We start from the raw sequence: 14,601 nt of genomic DNA, 5'->3' as shown, positions 1-14,601 counted from the left end.
CAACCACCTACCGCTGGAGCACTGGAATGTCCGAGACTCCCTTCGAGTACGCCCCGGCTCCCGAGTCCGCCGATATCGCCAACCTGCGACCGGCGTACCAGATGTTCGTCGACGGGAAGTTCGTCGACGGCGCCGGGGAGCCCATGAAGACCGTGAACCCCGCCACCGAGGAGGTCCTCGCCGAGGTCACCACGGCGGCCGCCTCCGATGTGGACCGCGCGGTGCGCGCCGCCCGTCGTGCCTACGACCGCGTCTGGGGCCGGATGCCCGGCGCGGAACGGGCCAAGTACCTCTTCCGCATCGCCCGGCTCATCCAGGAACGGTCGCGGGAACTCGCGGTGCTGGAGACCCTGGACAACGGCAAGCCGATCCGGGAGTCGCGGGACGCCGACCTGCCGACCGTCGCCGCGCACTTCTTCCACCACGCGGGGTGGGCCGACAAGCTCGACTACGCGGGGTACGGGCCCGACCCCCAGCCGTTGGGGGTGGCGGCCCAGGTCATCCCGTGGAACTTCCCGCTGCTGATGCTGGCGTGGAAGATCGCGCCGGCCCTGGCGTGCGGCAACACGGTCGTGCTCAAGCCCGCCGAGACCACGCCGCTCACCGCGCTCGTCTTCGCCGAGATCTGCCAGCAGGCCGAGCTGCCGCCCGGCGTGGTCAACATCGTGACCGGCGCGGGCGAGGTCGGCGCCGAGCTGGTCGCGCACGACGGCGTCGACAAGGTCGCGTTCACCGGGTCCACCGACGTGGGCAAGCGGATCCAGCGCGGCCTGGCGGGCACCGGTCGCCGGCTCAGCCTGGAGTTGGGCGGCAAGGCCGCGAACATCGTCTTCGACGACGCCCCGTTGGACCAGGCCGTCGAGGGCGTGGTGAACGGGATCTTCTTCAACCAGGGGCACGTGTGCTGCGCCGGGTCGCGCCTGCTCGTGCAGGAGTCGGTGGCCGAGGAGCTGGTCGCGCGCCTGCGAGACCGGATCGGCACCCTGCGGATCGGTGACCCGCTGGACAAGAACACCGACGTCGGGGCCATCAACTCGCGGGCCCAGCTGGACCGGATCACCGAGTTGGCCGACTCCGGCGACGCCGAGGGCGCGAGCCGGTGGACCAGTCCCTGCCCCGTCCCCGAGCGCGGTTACTTCTTCGCCCCGACGGTCTTCTCCGACGTCCAGCAGTCGATGCGGATCGCCCGGGAGGAGATCTTCGGCCCGGTGCTGTCGGTGCTGACCTTCCGCACGCCGGACGAGGCGATCGCGAAGGCCAACAACACCCCCTACGGCCTGTCGGCGGGGATCTGGACGGAGAAGGGCTCCCGCATCCTGTGGGCCGCCTCCCGGGTGCGCGCCGGAGTCGTCTGGGCCAACACCTTCAACCGCTTCGACCCCACCGCGCCGTTCGGTGGATACCAGGAATCGGGTTTCGGCCGTGAGGGCGGTCGCGCAGGACTGGAGGCCTACCTCAATGTCTGATCGTCTCGCGGTCGCGAAGACCTACAAGCTCTACATCGGCGGGAAGTTCCCCCGCTCCGAGTCGGGTCGCGTCTACCGGGTGAACGACGCCAAGGGGGGTTTCCTCGCGAACGCGCCGCAGGGCTCCCGCAAGGACCTGCGGGAGGCGGTCACCGCCGCGAGGAAGGCCTTCCCCGGCTGGTCCGGCGCGACGGCCTACAACCGGGGCCAGGTGCTGTACCGGATCGCGGAGATGCTGGAGGGCCGCCGGGAGCAGTTCGTCGCCGAGGTCACCGCCGCCGAGGGTGTGCCGGCCAAGCGGGCACAGGCCCTGGTGGACCAGGCCATCGACCGCTGGGTCTGGTACGCGGGGTGGACGGACAAGCTGGCCACGGTCCTCGGCGCGGCCAACCCGGTGGCCGGCCCCTACTTCTCCTTCACCGTCCCGGAACCCACCGGCGTCGTGGGGGTCCTCGCGCCGCAGGACTCGTCGCTGCTCGGGCTGGTCAGCACCGTTGCCCCGGCGATCGCCGCCGGGAACACGACGGTGGTGGTGGCCAGCCGGGAACGGCCGCTGCCGGCGATCTCGCTGTCCGAGGTGCTGGGCACCTCGGACCTCCCCGGTGGGGTCGTCAACCTGGTCACCGGGAACGCCGTGGAGCTGGCGCCGTGGTTGGCGGCGCACGCCGACGTCAACGCCGTGGACCTCGTGGGAGCCCCGGAGATCCTGGGCACCGAGCTCGAACGGGCCGCCGCCGGCACGGTCAAGCGGGTGTTCGGGGCCGGGCGGGCGGGGCAGGAGCCCGACTGGACCCGTCCCCCCGGCATGGAGCGGCTGCGCGCGTTCCTGGAGCACAAGACCGTCTGGCACCCCCAGGGGGTGTGATGGCGTCCGCCGGGTGCTCCCCCAGCACCCGGCGGGTTCGCCCCGCTCCCCGTCCCACCGGCGGACCGTTCGCCGGGTCGGCCACGCCCTGCCGACCGGGTCCGGGAGGAGCGAGCGCGGGCGACGAACGCGTGCCAGGTCAGGTCAGGCAGAGTTCGTTGCCCTCCGGGTCGGCGATCGTCACCCAGCGGTGGTGGGGGCCCTGGCGGCCGTGGTGGAGCAGTCGCGCGCCGGAGTCGAGCAACCGCCGCAGTTCGCCGTCGATCCGGTCCTGTCCGACCCGCATGTCCAGGTGCGCGCGGTTCTTGACCGTCTTCGGTTCGGGGACGAGCTGGAAGAGGATGCGGCGCCGCTCACCGGTGGCCGACCCGGGACCGAGGATGGCCGCCCCCACCCGCCAGACCAGGGTCCCCCGATGGGTGGTGGTCTCCTCCTCGGTCGCGAACCCCTGCCGCACCATGTCGCGGATGAAGTCCTCGTCGCTCGGTTCCACGTCCCAGCCGAACGCCTCCGCCCACCAGTCCGCGAGTTCGTGCGGATTCGTCGAGTCGATGACCACCTGGAAGTCGTAAGCCATGCGCGGAGGGTAGGGTGCCGCCCCGACATCCGCCGGCCGGCGACGAGGGAGTGCCCGCGCCCGCCTCGTCGGCGGTCGTCCCGGTCGCGGCGCTGAGGTGACCCGCGCGCTCCCCGCTCCCGGATCGCCCCCCGTCGGGGTTCCTCCCGGCGCCGGGCCGTTCGGCCGGTGGCGGCATCGGTGACGTGCGCCTGGCTTGCCCCCCATCCTGACTTTGCGATACAAAGAGGAGGTGGAACTTTGTGTCGCAAAGTCAAGGGGTTGCCATGACTGACCGCTCCCAGGACGTGGTGTCCTCGGACCCGCCGTCCCCGGAGCTGCTCCTCGCGCTGGTCGAGGGTCAACAGCGCCGCACCGAGCACCTGACCACCCCCGACCCGAGGGTCATGTACGGCACCTGGGGTGTCGTCTGGTTCGCCGGTCACCTCCTGCTGTTCCTCGGCGGGCTGGCCGACCCGCTCCTCCCCCTGTCGGCCGCGCTGGCCGTCTTCTTCGGGATGCTCGTCGTCGGCAACGCGGTCGTCGGTGTCGAGCTGGTCCGCGCCTTCCACGGCCTGCGGGGCGATTCCCGCCGATTCGGGATCCTGTACGGGTTGACGTGGCCGATCGGCATGACGGCGGTCTCGTTGGTCGTCGTGGCAGCCGGGGCGCACGGCCTCCCGGACCCGCTCGCCGGGATGCTCTTCGCCACCCTGCCCGCCGTCCTCACCGGTGTCCTGCTCATGGCCGGCGCGGCCCTGTGGGACTCCCGGGTCGACTTCGGCCTCGGCTGCTGGTTCGCCGTCCTCGGGACGGCGAGCGCGTTCACCAGCCCACCCACCACCAACCTGCTGCTCTCCCTGCTGGGCGGCGGGGTGTTGCTCGTCGCGGCGCTCGTCGCCGCCCTCCGGCGGTCCGGTCGCGCGCGTGGGGAGGGGTGATCCCCACGCCCCCCGAACTCGACCCGGTCATCCACGCCCAGGCCAGGCTCCGGGTGATGGCCACGTTGTCCACCCTCGGCCCCGGCGACCAGATCACCTTCTCCCGCCTCCAGGAGCTCCTGGACATGACGCCGGGGAACCTGATCACCCATCTCCGCAAGCTCACGGCGGCCGGCTACGTCAACACGGAGAAACGCGGCGGGCGCACGTCCACCACCTTCGTCGAGATCACCCCGCGCGGCAGGAGTGCCTTCGACCACTACCTCGCCGCGCTGCACGACCTGCTCACCCCGAGCGGACACGTCGACCGGGTGTCCTCCCCGGCCCACGACGGGCGCGCTCCACACACGAAGGAACCATGAATGACGGGCTTACTCGCGCGGGCCGTCGGCGTCAGTCGGCGCTTCGGCGACACCCTGGCGCTCGACCGCGCCGACCTCGACATCCCCCAGGGGGGAATCGTCGGTCTCCTCGGCCCCAACGGGGCCGGCAAGAGCACCATGATCAGCCTGCTGACCGGGCTCCGGAGGCCATCGGCGGGCCGGGTCGAACTGTTCGGGGGCGACCCGAGGAACCCCGCCAGCAGACGCCGCCTCGGAACGACACCCCAGCGCACCGGGCTCCCGGAGAACCTCCGGGTGGGTGAGGTCGTCGACTTCGTCGGCGCGCACTACGCCGATCCGGTGCCGACGGGCGAACTGCTGGACCGCTTCGGGCTGACCGCCCTGCGGCGCCGGCAGACCGGCGCCCTGTCCGGCGGGCAGCAGCGCCTGCTCACGGTCGCGCTCGCCGTGGTCGGCCGGCCCGCCCTGGTCGTCCTGGACGAGCCGACGACCGGGCTGGACGTCGACGCCAGGCTCCAGTTGTGGGACGCGTTGCGGGACTACCACGCCACCGGCGGCACCCTCCTGCTCACCAGCCACTACCTGGAGGAGGTGGAGGCGCTCGCCGAGCGGGTCGTGGTGATCGCCGGCGGCCGCGTGCTGGTCGACGACACCCTCGACGCCGTCCGATCGCGGGTGCCCACCCGCCGCCTCCTGCTGCGCGCCGCGCACCTCCCCGCGCTCGACGGGGTCCTCGACCAGGCCGTCCTACCCGACGGCCGGACCGAGCTGCTCACCAACGACAGCGACGCGCTGGTGCGGGAGCTGGTCCTCTCGGAGGCCGAGTTCACCGACCTGGAGGTGTCGGGCGCCTCCCTGGAGGAGGCTTTCCGGAGCCTGACCGGCCGCCGTGACGACGAGTCGCTCGTGCCCACCTCGACCACGACGGGAGCGGCCTGATGCGCATGCTTCTGCTCCACGCCCGGTACCAGTTGCTGGAGACCGCGCGCATCCCCATCGCGATGGTGGGGAACCTCGTCTTCCCCGCGTTGATCATGCTGTTCTTCGTCGTGCCGCAGAGCCAGGTGGGCGGGGACCCCGTCGCCGCGACGGCGGCGGCGGGGCAGCTGAGCCTGTTCGCCGTCATCAACGTCTGCCTGTACACCTTCGGCGCCGGCATCGCCGAGGACCGGGCGCAACCCTGGGACGCCTACGTGCGGACCCTGCCCGTGGGCGCCGGCCCCCGCTTCGGCGGTCGCCTGCTCACCGGGCTCTTCTTCTGCCTGCTCGGTCTGATCCCGGTGATCGTGGTCGCCGCGCTGTTCACCAGCGCCCAGGCCAGCCCGGCCCAGATCCTGGCCGGAGTGGCGGTCGTGCTCGGCTGCGGCGTGCCCTTCCTCCTGATGGGACTCGCCGTCGGGTACCACTTCAGCGTGAAGGCATCCCTGGTGGTGGTGCAGCTGCTGGTGTTCCCGATGGCGTTCGTCGGTGGTCTGTTCATGCCGCCGGAGATCTTCCCGTCGTGGCTGGACACCGCCTCCCACGCCGTGCCCACCCGCGCCGGGCGCGACCTCGTGGTCAACGCCCTCACCGGTGGCCCGGTGGACGGCACCGCCCTGCTGGTGCTGCTCGGGTGGACGGCGGTGCTGGCGGTGTTGGCCGTGGTCGCGTTCCGCCGGGACGAGGGGCGCCGGTTCCGCTGAGGCGGCAGCCACGCCAGCCGGAGGGCCGCCGCGCGCACCTCCCAGGACCGCGCCGCCTGTTCAGCGCGATGCCTGGCTGTGGGCGGGCGCGAGCACGGGCAGCAGGAGGCGGGCGCCTGGATGGGGCGCCCGCCTCCGCACGCGTCGGCCAGGGCACCGAGGCCCTGGAGCCCCGGGGACCAGCGGTTGCCGGCCGCCCCCGGGTGGGGTCCAGCCTGGGAGCCCGTCCGTCGGCACGGCACCCCGCCGGCCCGCACCGCCGGCCCGCACCGCCGGCCCGATCCCGCCCGGCCTCCGGCCAGGGCCGAGGAGCACCACGTCGGGCGTCCCCTCCGGTCACACGGCTCACGACGGCGACCGGCCGGGGCACGCCCGCGACCACCCGCCCGACCCGGCGCTCGGGGTGAGTCACCCGGCACTCGCCCCACCCCCGACCGGACCTGATCCCCGCCGCCACTCGCGCGCTCGGTCCGTCACCCCCGGTCGTCGTACGAGTACCGCCCGGTATCGCCGTTCCCGCCCGCACCGGCACCGCGATAGGGCAGGCTGTCAGTGCGCCGGACGCCGTGTCCGGTCGCGGCGGAGGGGTCCGCGCCCCACGCCGAGGTCGAAGGAGGACCGGGTCGATGGCGGAGTCCGGCTTCGGTGTCGAGGAGGAGGCCCTGGCCTCCTACCAGGGCAGGGCGGGAGATCTGGCCGCCCGCCTGGGAGCTGTCGCGTCCGGCACCCTGGCTCCCGCCACGGCGACGGCGGGCGACGCCTTCACCCCGTTGGGCGCGCAGGCCGGGTTGACGAGTGCCTTCGCGCTGCTGGCGGGGGAGACGACGGCGGCCGTGACGGCCGCCGGGGAGGGCCTGGGCGGGCTCGCGGGCGCCGTGGGGGACTCGCTCAGCGGGTACCTGCGGCAGGACGAGGACGAAGCCGCCAACCTCAGGGCGGCGGAGCGCGCCTGACGGGCGACGCCACCACGTGCCGGGGGGCATCGGGGTGGCGGATTCCTCCACCCAGTACGTCCGTCGAGTGGTGAGCTGGCTCCTCGCGGAGGGCGAGGAGCGCCGGGGGGACTGATGAGCGATGTGGCCGGCGTCGTCGCCGGGTTGGTGGCTCCCATGCGGGAGCACCTGGAGCAGATGGACGGCGACCTGGGCGGCGCGACGGCGGCCTCGGAGGCCGCCGGGTCCGCGTTCGCCGAACTGGAGGCCGTCGCCGCCGACCACACGGCGGCGACAGGTGTGGCCTTGGCCGGCTGGTACGGCGAGAAGGCGAACGCCTTCCAGGCGCGGGCGGCCGACGTGGACACCGCGCTGGCCGCCGTCGGCACGAACTGCGCACTGCTGCGGGACGCGGCCGCCGAGGCGGTCACCGCGCTGGAACGCGGCCGGCGGACCGTCGAGGAGCTCGTCGAGGAGTGCGTGGACGCGGTGACCCCGGTCCTGCGGTCGGGTCTCACCGCGCAGAGCTTCGGCAACCCGTTCGCGTTCACCACCGCGATGGGCGCGGCCGCCGATATCGCGGACGGCTACGTGGTGCGCAGCGCGGACGAACTGGCCCGGGTCCGGGACGAGCTGGCGGCGTTGGCCGGCCGCCTCTCCGGTGCGGAGCGGGTCGACCTGGGGGCGCTGCGCGCCCTGGGGGCTCCCATCGGCGCCGAGTCCGCCGGACCGCCGTCGGTCAGCCCGAACTCCGCCGGTGGCGGCGCGGATCCGCACGGATCCCCGCCGGCCACCCCGGGGTCCCGGGGCGCGGAAGGGGCCGGCGGCGGAGGCAGCGGAGGCGGCGGGAGCGCGGGAGGTGGCGGGAGCGCGGGGGGTGGCTCCGGGGGCTCGGGTGGGGGCGCCACGAAGCCACACCTACCGGTGGCGATCCCGCCGCAGCCCGGTGAGGGCGTCGGTGTCAACCTGCCGGACGGTTCCTCAGCCGAGGCCCCGAACGAGGTCGCGGCGGCCGCGGTCCGCAACGCGCTCTCCGCGCTGGGCACGCCCTACGTGTGGGCCGCGTCGAGCCCACCCTCGGGAACGGACTGCAGCGGCCTGACGAAGTGGGCCTACGCGGGGGCGGGTCTCGACATCCCCCGCCACTCCGCCGCCCAGGCCATCGGGGCCGAGGTGCCACCCGGACAGCTGCTCCCCGGCGACCTGATCGTCTGGCAGGGTCATGTGGCGATGTACATCGGCAACGGTCAGCTGGTGGAGGCGGGCGATCCGGTGCAGGTCGGTCCGTTGCGCACCACCAACTCCGGGATGCCGTTCACGGGTTTCTACCGGCCGACGGGATGAGCGCAGCCATGAGCGACCGGATCGAGCACAGCATCAGCAGGGCCGTCGAGCGGATCGCGGCCACCACCGAGCTGGCCGACGCGGCGGTCGCCCGCCTCGGCGGCGCCACCGCCACCGCCGAGTCCGGGGACGGCTCCGTGACCGTCACCGCCGGTCCCGGGGGCAGGCTCGTCGACGTCCGGGTCTCGGACCGGGCGTTGCGGCTGGGCCCGGAGGGCCTCGCCCGCGAGATCCGCCGCCTCACCGACCAGGCCGGCTCCCGCGCCACCCAGCGGATGCGCGGCGCGTTGTCCCCCGGCCTCGACCCGCGAGTCGAGTCCAGACTGGACTGGCTCGGCCTCCGGGCGGACGAGGAGCCGGACGACCAGGTGGACGACGAGGACGGCTGGTCCGTCCTGGACAGGAGGCGCGGATGACCGCCCCGGCGAGCAGGTGGGCGGTCCCGCCCACCGTGGACGAGCTGCGCGGCCGCGCGGAGGAACGCAGGGCGGGCACCAGCGGCCTCCCCGCCGCGCTGGCCGAGGTGCGGGGCACCGGGCAGGACGAACACGGCACCGTGACCGTGACGGTCGACGCCCGAGGCGCGCTGCTCGACCTGCGCATCGACGCGGCGGCGCTCGCGTCGGGTGGGGCGGAGGTCAGCGCCCGCATCGCACGGGCCGCCTCCCAGGCGGCGGCGGAGGCCACCCAACGCTCCTACAACGTGCTCGCGCGGAGCCTCGGTGACGAGCTGACGTCGGCGATCGAGAACCTGGGCTCACCGGCGCCGGCGAGGACGGGCGAGCAGGTCGGAGCCGACCTCGAACCTGGTGCCGTCGACCCGGACCGGTCCGCGTCCCCCCAGGGGGAACCGCTCGGGCCCGGCCTTGACCCCCCGGCCCCGCACCAGCCCCGGTCCAGCCCACCCGCGCGGTGGACCGGTCCCCCGCCCCGCCCCGGGAAGCCGCCCAACTCCCTCGCACCCCGGCGCCGGCGGAACCGCCCGCGCGGGGGCCGGGCGGCTGGGGGCCGGCGCCGGGCAGGCACCCGGAACGGGATCGAGCCAACCAACCGCCCGGCGGCCCCGGGTGGAGCACCGGCCGGGGACCGGCCAACGGGCTCCCCTCCCCCGTGCGCCCCGCACCGGACCACCGGGTGGCGCCGCCCCCACCACCGGCTCAGCCTCGCCAGCCCCCGCCCGGCTGGCCGGGTCAGCCCTACCGGGCGGGTCCGAGGGTGGGGCCGGAGTACCGCCCCACCTCGCCACCCGGCAGGCCCGGCGCGGACCCCCGCGCGGTCCCCGGGGCCCCGCACTCCCCGCCCCCCGCTGGCCACGCCCGGCGGGCGGCGGTGGCGGCGCCCCCGTCCCGCGGCGGCCGGGGTGGCCGGGGTGGCCAGCACCCGGCCCGGGACAGGGTGGGTGGCCACCGCCGGTCCAACCGGCCCAACCACCGCTCCCCCCGTCGGAGCAGGACCGGCGGGGCCCGGACCACACCGGTGGACCTCCCGAGCCCGGCACCCGGACCGGTGAGCGAACTGGCGGGGGAAACCCGTAGGCTGCCGCGAGGCGAGACGTTCCCGGCTGCGCTGTTGGAGCCGCGGCCGGCGCACCGGAAGGTAGCCGATGGCGCAGGACATCGTTCCGATCGAACTCGGACTCACCCAGGGCGACATGGTGACGCTGTGGGCTCCTCGCTGGCGCGAGGACGGCGAGGAGTGGGAGGCGTTCCTCGGGCACGAGGAGGACCTCTACCTCTTCCCAGACAGCGCCCAGCTGGCGGCCTTCATCCGTTCCGACGCCGACCACGACCTGTTGGACCACCCGGCGTGGGACGTCGTTCCCGAGCTGACGGCGCGGGAACTGCTGCCCGACGCCGACCACCAGTTCGACCTGGTCGGCGTGCCGGAGCTGGTCGCGCAGGATCCGGACACCTGGGTGCTGGGCGAACTGGCCGACATCGTCTCCATCCTCCGGTCGCTCGCGGCGGTCTGCGAGCTCGACGTGGTCGACGAGGTCCTCGACGCCTCCCCCGGCTTCTCCGTCCTGGACCAGGGCACGGTGCAGTTCTCCGGTCGGGACGGGGAACGGTTGTGGACGGACCTGGCGCGGGTGGTCGTCAGCCGGTGGGACGAGGTGCTGGACGCCGTCGACGGTGTCGTCGCCACACCCGACGTCGACGCCGAGGCGGTGGCCAGGGCGTCGGCCGAGCTCCCCTCGGAGGACGAGGAGTCGTCGGAGGACGACGCGGAGGTCACGGTCGACGAGTCGGAGCCGGTGACCCCCAAGGACCCGTCGGTCGAGCTGTCCCCCGCCGAGGAGGCCGGCGCCGGCGTCGAACCGGATGCCACCCCGGGGGAACTCGGTTTCTGGCGCGGGGTGGGGATCGACCCGATCCGGATCGTGACGGCGAGCGGTGACTGGTACACGCTGCGCTGCTACCTGGGTGACGAGCCGATCTTCCTCGGCGCGGACGGCACGATCGAGGTGTTCCCCTCCACCGAGGCCCTGCTGGCGCACATCCGCTCCTCGGGTCCCGCCGCCGACGAGGACACCGCGGAGACGCCCGCGGTGGGAGGGGACCTCGCCGAGGTGTCGACCTGGCCGGAGGTGCTCGCGAAGTCCTCGGCCGGCGAACTGGCGATCGAGGACGTCGACGGCGACAACACCTACACCCTCGTCGGTCTCGACGAGGAACTCGCCGAGGGCCCGGAGGGTATCGACGCCAACCAACTGGAACTCGCCGTGGAGCTCCTCACCGACGCGGCCGACTGGGCGGCGGACGACTCGGCGGCCGAGGCCCTGGCCCCGTCGACCAGCCTGGGGTGGTTGGTGTCCTTCGCGCTGCGTCCCGACCCGACCCGGCTCGCGCCCAGCCCGCCGTACGAGAAGGAACAGGCGGCCTGGCGCGACCTGGTCGACGGGTTCGAGGAACGCCTCCACCGCAACGAGGGCTGACCGCCCGCGCAGCCACCCGAGGGGGACGTCCGTGGCGGACGTCCCCCTCGGCGTTCCCGCGTCCCTCCGGCCCCGGCGGGGACGGGAAGTGTCAGCTGCCGTCCCCGGCCAGCGCCTGGTAGGCGGGGATGAGGACGTCGTCGATGAGGGCGCGGCGGTCCTCGTAGTCGATGAAGGCGGCCTTGGCGGCGTTCAGCGTGAAGCGCTCCACGTCCTCCCAGCCGTAGCCGAACGCCTCGACGAGGAGTCCGAACTCGCTCGACACCGTGCAGTCGCTCATCAGGCGGTTGTCGGTGTTGACGGTCACCCGGAACCGCTCGGCGGCCAGCAGGGGGAACGGGTGTTCCTCCAGGGACTTCGCCGCGCCGGTCTGGAGGTTGGACGACGGGCACATCTCCAGCGCGATCCGCCGATCGCGCACGTAGGAGGCGACCTCGCCCAGCTTCACCGAACCGTCCTCGCCCACGGTCACGTCGTCGGCGAGGCGGACGCCGTGCCCGAGCCGTTCCGCGCCGCAGCGTTGCACCGCCTCCCACACCGACGGGAGCCCGAACGACTCGCCGGCGTGGATGGTGAAGTGCATGTTCTCCTGGCGGAGGTACTCGAAGGTGTCGATCTGCCGGGTGGGGGGGAAGCCAGCCTCGGGGCCGGCGATGTCGAAACCGACGACGCCGGAGTCGCGGTGGCGGACCGCGAGTTCGGCGATCTCCTGCGAACGGTCCGCCTGGCGCATCCCGCACAGCAGGGTCCCGACCCGGATCGTGCGGCCGTCGGCGGCGGCACGTGAGGCGCCGAGCGCGAACCCCTCCTGGGTGGCCTCCACGATCTCGTCGAGCCCCAGCCCCTTCTGCTGGGACTGCTCCGGCGCGTAACGCACCTCCGCGTAGACCACGCCGTCCGCGGCCAGGTCCTCGGCGGCCTCGGCGGCGATGCGGGTGATGGCGTCCCTGGTCTGCATGACGCCCACGGTGTGCGCGAAGGTTTCCAGGTAGCGCTCCAGCGAACCGGAGTTCGCGCTCTCGCGGAACCAGGTCGCCAGGGTGCCGGCGTCCGTGCTCGGGAGCCGGTCGTACCCGGTCTCCTTCGCGAGGTCGATCAGGGTCTGGGGCCGCAGACCACCGTCGAGGTGGTCGTGCAGCACGACTTTCGGGGCGAGTCGGAGGTTCTCCGACGTCAGCGGCGTCGACATGGCCCCAATGTATCGGCGTGGGCCAGCGGGGTTCAGCCCCTTGGGATCAGCCAGGTGACCCACGGCCCCGGGCAGGTGAGGATCGCCGGATCGGACCGCTCGGTGGTCCGAAGGGGTGGTTGATCGTCCGTCACCCTGCCACGACGGCCGGCTCCCCCGCTCCCCCCGCTCACCAGGCGGTCCGACACCTCCGCGAACGGAGGTCGCTCGGCGTGGTGGCTGGCCGGGAGCCATCCCGCGTGGTAGACACGGCGCGTAGCTGTTGATCACGGATGCCTGCCACGGCGCCGGCACCGCCATCCGTCGGGGGACGTTCCTTACACTGAGGACACAACCGAAGAAGACAGGTCGTCGCGGTACCGCTCCGTGACGACGCGGTCGTCTACACCCAGTAATCGCGTTATCGCTGGGGGTCCTTTCCGGTCGTGCCACTGACTGGTTAGGCTCGCTGTGTCGCCCCCGCCCCCTGACGAAGGTCACCCACGCCGTGAACGAGAACAACCACTCAGCGTTGTCGTTCGACCGGATGCGCTCGATGTTGACGCGAGCGGCCGAGATCCGCGACAGCGAGCAGCAACAGGTCTTCGACGCGTTGGACGAGATCCACGCTCGGCTGTCCCCTCTCGAGTCGCTCGGTTCCGTCCGCAAGCGACTGTCCGAACTGCCCGATCGCACCGAGGTCAGCGTCCTGGCCGAGAGACTGGACGAGGCGCTCTCGAAACTGGAGTCCCAGGACACCGCTATCTCGGGGCTGCTGCACGCGGTCGACGGCCTGGTGGACAAGCTGGCCAAGCCGTTCGCCCAGCTCGACGGCCGCCTCGACGGGGTCTCCGGACGCTTCGACGGCGTCGCGGGGCGGATGGACGGCCTGGAGGACCGCCTCGGCCACATCCACAAGCGCCTGGACGACCTGGGCCTGCACCTGGACAAGCAGGACACCCGGCTGGAGAACATGCCCGCCGCGGTGCACGGCCCGGTGCGGGAGCGGATGGACGGCCTGGAGCTGTCGCTGCGCAGCCGCATCGACGAGGTCGACGAGGGTGTGCACGAGCACCTGGACGGGACCAAGGAAGCCCTCCAGCGGCACGTCACGGAGTCCGCGGAGACCGTGCGCGGCGAGGTCACCTCGTCGTCCGAGGCCGTGCGCGCGAGCGTGGAGACCAGCCGCGAGACACTGGGCGACCAGCTGCGCGAGACGCGGGACGAGGTCCAGCGCAAGCTCGACAGCCTGCTGGAGCGCCCGGCGGTCGACCCGACCGAGAAGCTCGACGCCCTCGCCGAGCGCCTGGAACAGCTCTCCCGCCGCGTGCAGGACGTCAACAGCCGGGTGGAGAAGGTCGATGACAGCGTCCTCGGCCGGATCGGTGAACTGAACGACGCCGTGGACACCCGCCTGCGCGAGGTGGACTCCGACGTCCTGTCGAAGATCTCCGAGCTGAACCGCGCCGTCGAGACGCACCTCGACCGGATCGACGGCACCCTCGCCGACCGCCCGGACACCGGCGCGGTGAACAGCATGGTGCGGGAGGCCAACGCGGAGTCCGAACGGCGCAACGCCACCCAGCTCGACGAGGCGATGGCCACCTTCGCCGAGCTGATCCTCGGTGGGGCCCCACGCCGCCGCCACCGCCCACCCCGCTGCCCCGGCAGCAGCGCCGCGCCACCCGCAAGGGCGGCAAGGGCCGCGAGGGGGAGAAGGGCGACGAGGCCGACGCCATCGAGAGCGCCTGAGCCCGCGTCACGCTGACGGAGGGGGTGGCCGCGACAGCGGCCACCCCCTCCTGCCGTCGGGTGGCCGCCCGGCACCCTTCCGGCAGGCCCCGGCCGCGCCCCTCAGGCGCGGTGTTCGAGCCTGCCGACACCACCCACCTCCCGCCGCCGGCCGTCGTCAGCCGCCTGGCGGCGACCTCGCCCCCGCCGCTTGCCCGCTGAGTCGCTGCGCCGCGTCCGGCACACGGCCCCCGGCCGCGCTGCCGTCCTGCCGCACGCGCCCGGGCGACCACCGGGGACCACCGCCGAGAACGGCCCAGCCCCGGCCCCTCCCGGCAACCAGCGTCAGGTGATGCGCTCTCCGACAGCGCTTCCCGCCGCACGGCCCGGGCTGGGGAACGTGCTCCCTGACGAGCAGCGGCACCCGACGACGGCACCTCTGCCGTGATCAGCACCCACGCGCCTGACGGGTCCGTGTTCCGTCGTGGTGCCTGACGGCGACCACCTACTACACACGGGTGGTAGTGAGTCGAATACTCTCCGCATCTCGATCACCGCTGCTACTTTTCGATCGGCTTGCCCTTGGGCACGAGTCGACCAGTCGCGACTCGTCCGGGGAGATCAGTGCGGGGGTCCT

At 73.4% G+C, this 14,601-nt stretch carries 14 protein-coding genes; 12 read left to right on the top strand and 2 right to left on the bottom strand.

Annotation, left to right across the window (positions count from 1 at the left end):
* Positions 1-26: 26 nt before the first annotated feature.
* Both G443_RS19445 and G443_RS19440 read left to right on the top strand, forming a co-directional pair.
* Positions 27-1,466 (top strand): aldehyde dehydrogenase family protein, encoded by a 1,440-nt coding sequence (locus G443_RS19445; protein ID WP_026419385.1) that lies wholly within the window; start codon positions 27-29, stop codon positions 1,464-1,466.
* On the top strand, positions 1,459-2,331 hold the full coding sequence (locus tag G443_RS19440) for an aldehyde dehydrogenase family protein (protein ID WP_026419386.1): 873 nt from the start codon (positions 1,459-1,461) through the stop codon (positions 2,329-2,331). Before G443_RS19445 ends, G443_RS19440 begins: the two co-directional genes overlap by 8 nt.
* A 139-nt stretch (positions 2,332-2,470) precedes the next feature.
* Here the strand turns inward: G443_RS19440 and G443_RS19435 are convergent, their stop codons facing one another.
* Positions 2,471-2,908, bottom strand: coding sequence for a VOC family protein (locus G443_RS19435; protein ID WP_016698288.1), 438 nt, complete (start codon positions 2,906-2,908; stop codon positions 2,471-2,473).
* 266 nt (positions 2,909-3,174) lie between these two features.
* On the opposite strand from G443_RS19435, the gene G443_RS19430 reads away from it, so the two are divergent.
* From G443_RS19430 to G443_RS19390, 9 genes are all read left to right on the top strand, one after another.
* Positions 3,175-3,828: a hypothetical protein gene (locus G443_RS19430; RefSeq protein ID WP_051314104.1), complete on the top strand. Its 654-nt coding sequence runs from the start codon at positions 3,175-3,177 to the stop codon at positions 3,826-3,828.
* Positions 3,825-4,190, top strand: a complete 366-nt coding sequence (locus G443_RS19425; protein ID WP_016698286.1) for a transcriptional regulator — start codon at positions 3,825-3,827, stop codon at positions 4,188-4,190. Before G443_RS19430 ends, G443_RS19425 begins: the two co-directional genes overlap by 4 nt.
* Positions 4,191-5,111: an ABC transporter ATP-binding protein gene (locus tag G443_RS19420; protein WP_026419387.1), complete on the top strand. Its 921-nt coding sequence runs from the start codon at positions 4,191-4,193 to the stop codon at positions 5,109-5,111. It begins immediately after the preceding gene.
* Positions 5,111-5,854 (top strand): ABC transporter permease, encoded by a 744-nt coding sequence (locus tag G443_RS19415; protein ID WP_016698284.1) that lies wholly within the window; start codon positions 5,111-5,113, stop codon positions 5,852-5,854. The genes G443_RS19420 and G443_RS19415 overlap by 1 nt, the downstream gene beginning before the upstream one ends.
* A 626-nt stretch (positions 5,855-6,480) precedes the next feature.
* Positions 6,481-6,807: a hypothetical protein gene (locus tag G443_RS19410; protein ID WP_026419388.1), complete on the top strand. Its 327-nt coding sequence runs from the start codon at positions 6,481-6,483 to the stop codon at positions 6,805-6,807.
* Between the two features lie 114 nt (positions 6,808-6,921).
* Complete coding sequence (locus tag G443_RS19405) at positions 6,922-8,130, top strand: C40 family peptidase (RefSeq protein WP_035292482.1); 1,209 nt, start codon at positions 6,922-6,924, stop codon at positions 8,128-8,130.
* Positions 8,131-8,138: 8 nt separating this feature from the next.
* On the top strand, positions 8,139-8,546 hold the full coding sequence (locus G443_RS19400) for a YbaB/EbfC family nucleoid-associated protein (protein WP_051314105.1): 408 nt from the start codon (positions 8,139-8,141) through the stop codon (positions 8,544-8,546).
* Positions 8,543-9,640 (top strand): YbaB/EbfC family nucleoid-associated protein, encoded by a 1,098-nt coding sequence (locus G443_RS19395; RefSeq protein ID WP_253860249.1) that lies wholly within the window; start codon positions 8,543-8,545, stop codon positions 9,638-9,640. Before G443_RS19400 ends, G443_RS19395 begins: the two co-directional genes overlap by 4 nt.
* Before the next feature lie 93 nt (positions 9,641-9,733).
* A complete protein-coding gene (locus G443_RS19390; protein WP_026419392.1) occupies positions 9,734-11,065 on the top strand; it encodes a SatS C-terminal domain-containing protein in 1,332 nt (443 codons plus the stop codon).
* 91 nt (positions 11,066-11,156) lie between these two features.
* Here G443_RS19390 and G443_RS19385 read toward each other — a convergent pair whose 3' ends face one another.
* A complete protein-coding gene (locus tag G443_RS19385; RefSeq protein ID WP_026419393.1) occupies positions 11,157-12,254 on the bottom strand; it encodes an adenosine deaminase in 1,098 nt (365 codons plus the stop codon).
* A gap of 526 nt (positions 12,255-12,780) precedes the next feature.
* Between G443_RS19385 and G443_RS19380 the strand changes: the two genes are divergently transcribed.
* Positions 12,781-14,001, top strand: coding sequence for a hypothetical protein (locus G443_RS19380; RefSeq protein ID WP_443612875.1), 1,221 nt, complete (start codon positions 12,781-12,783; stop codon positions 13,999-14,001).
* Positions 14,002-14,601: the final 600 nt, after the last annotated feature.

Origin of the sequence: Actinoalloteichus caeruleus DSM 43889, from assembly GCF_000429185.2 — a bacterium.
Taxonomy (GTDB): Bacteria; Actinomycetota; Actinomycetes; order Mycobacteriales; family Pseudonocardiaceae; genus Actinoalloteichus_B; species Actinoalloteichus_B caeruleus.
Note: the sequence above shows the minus strand (reverse complement) of the source record. Positions and strands in the feature narration are given on the sequence as shown.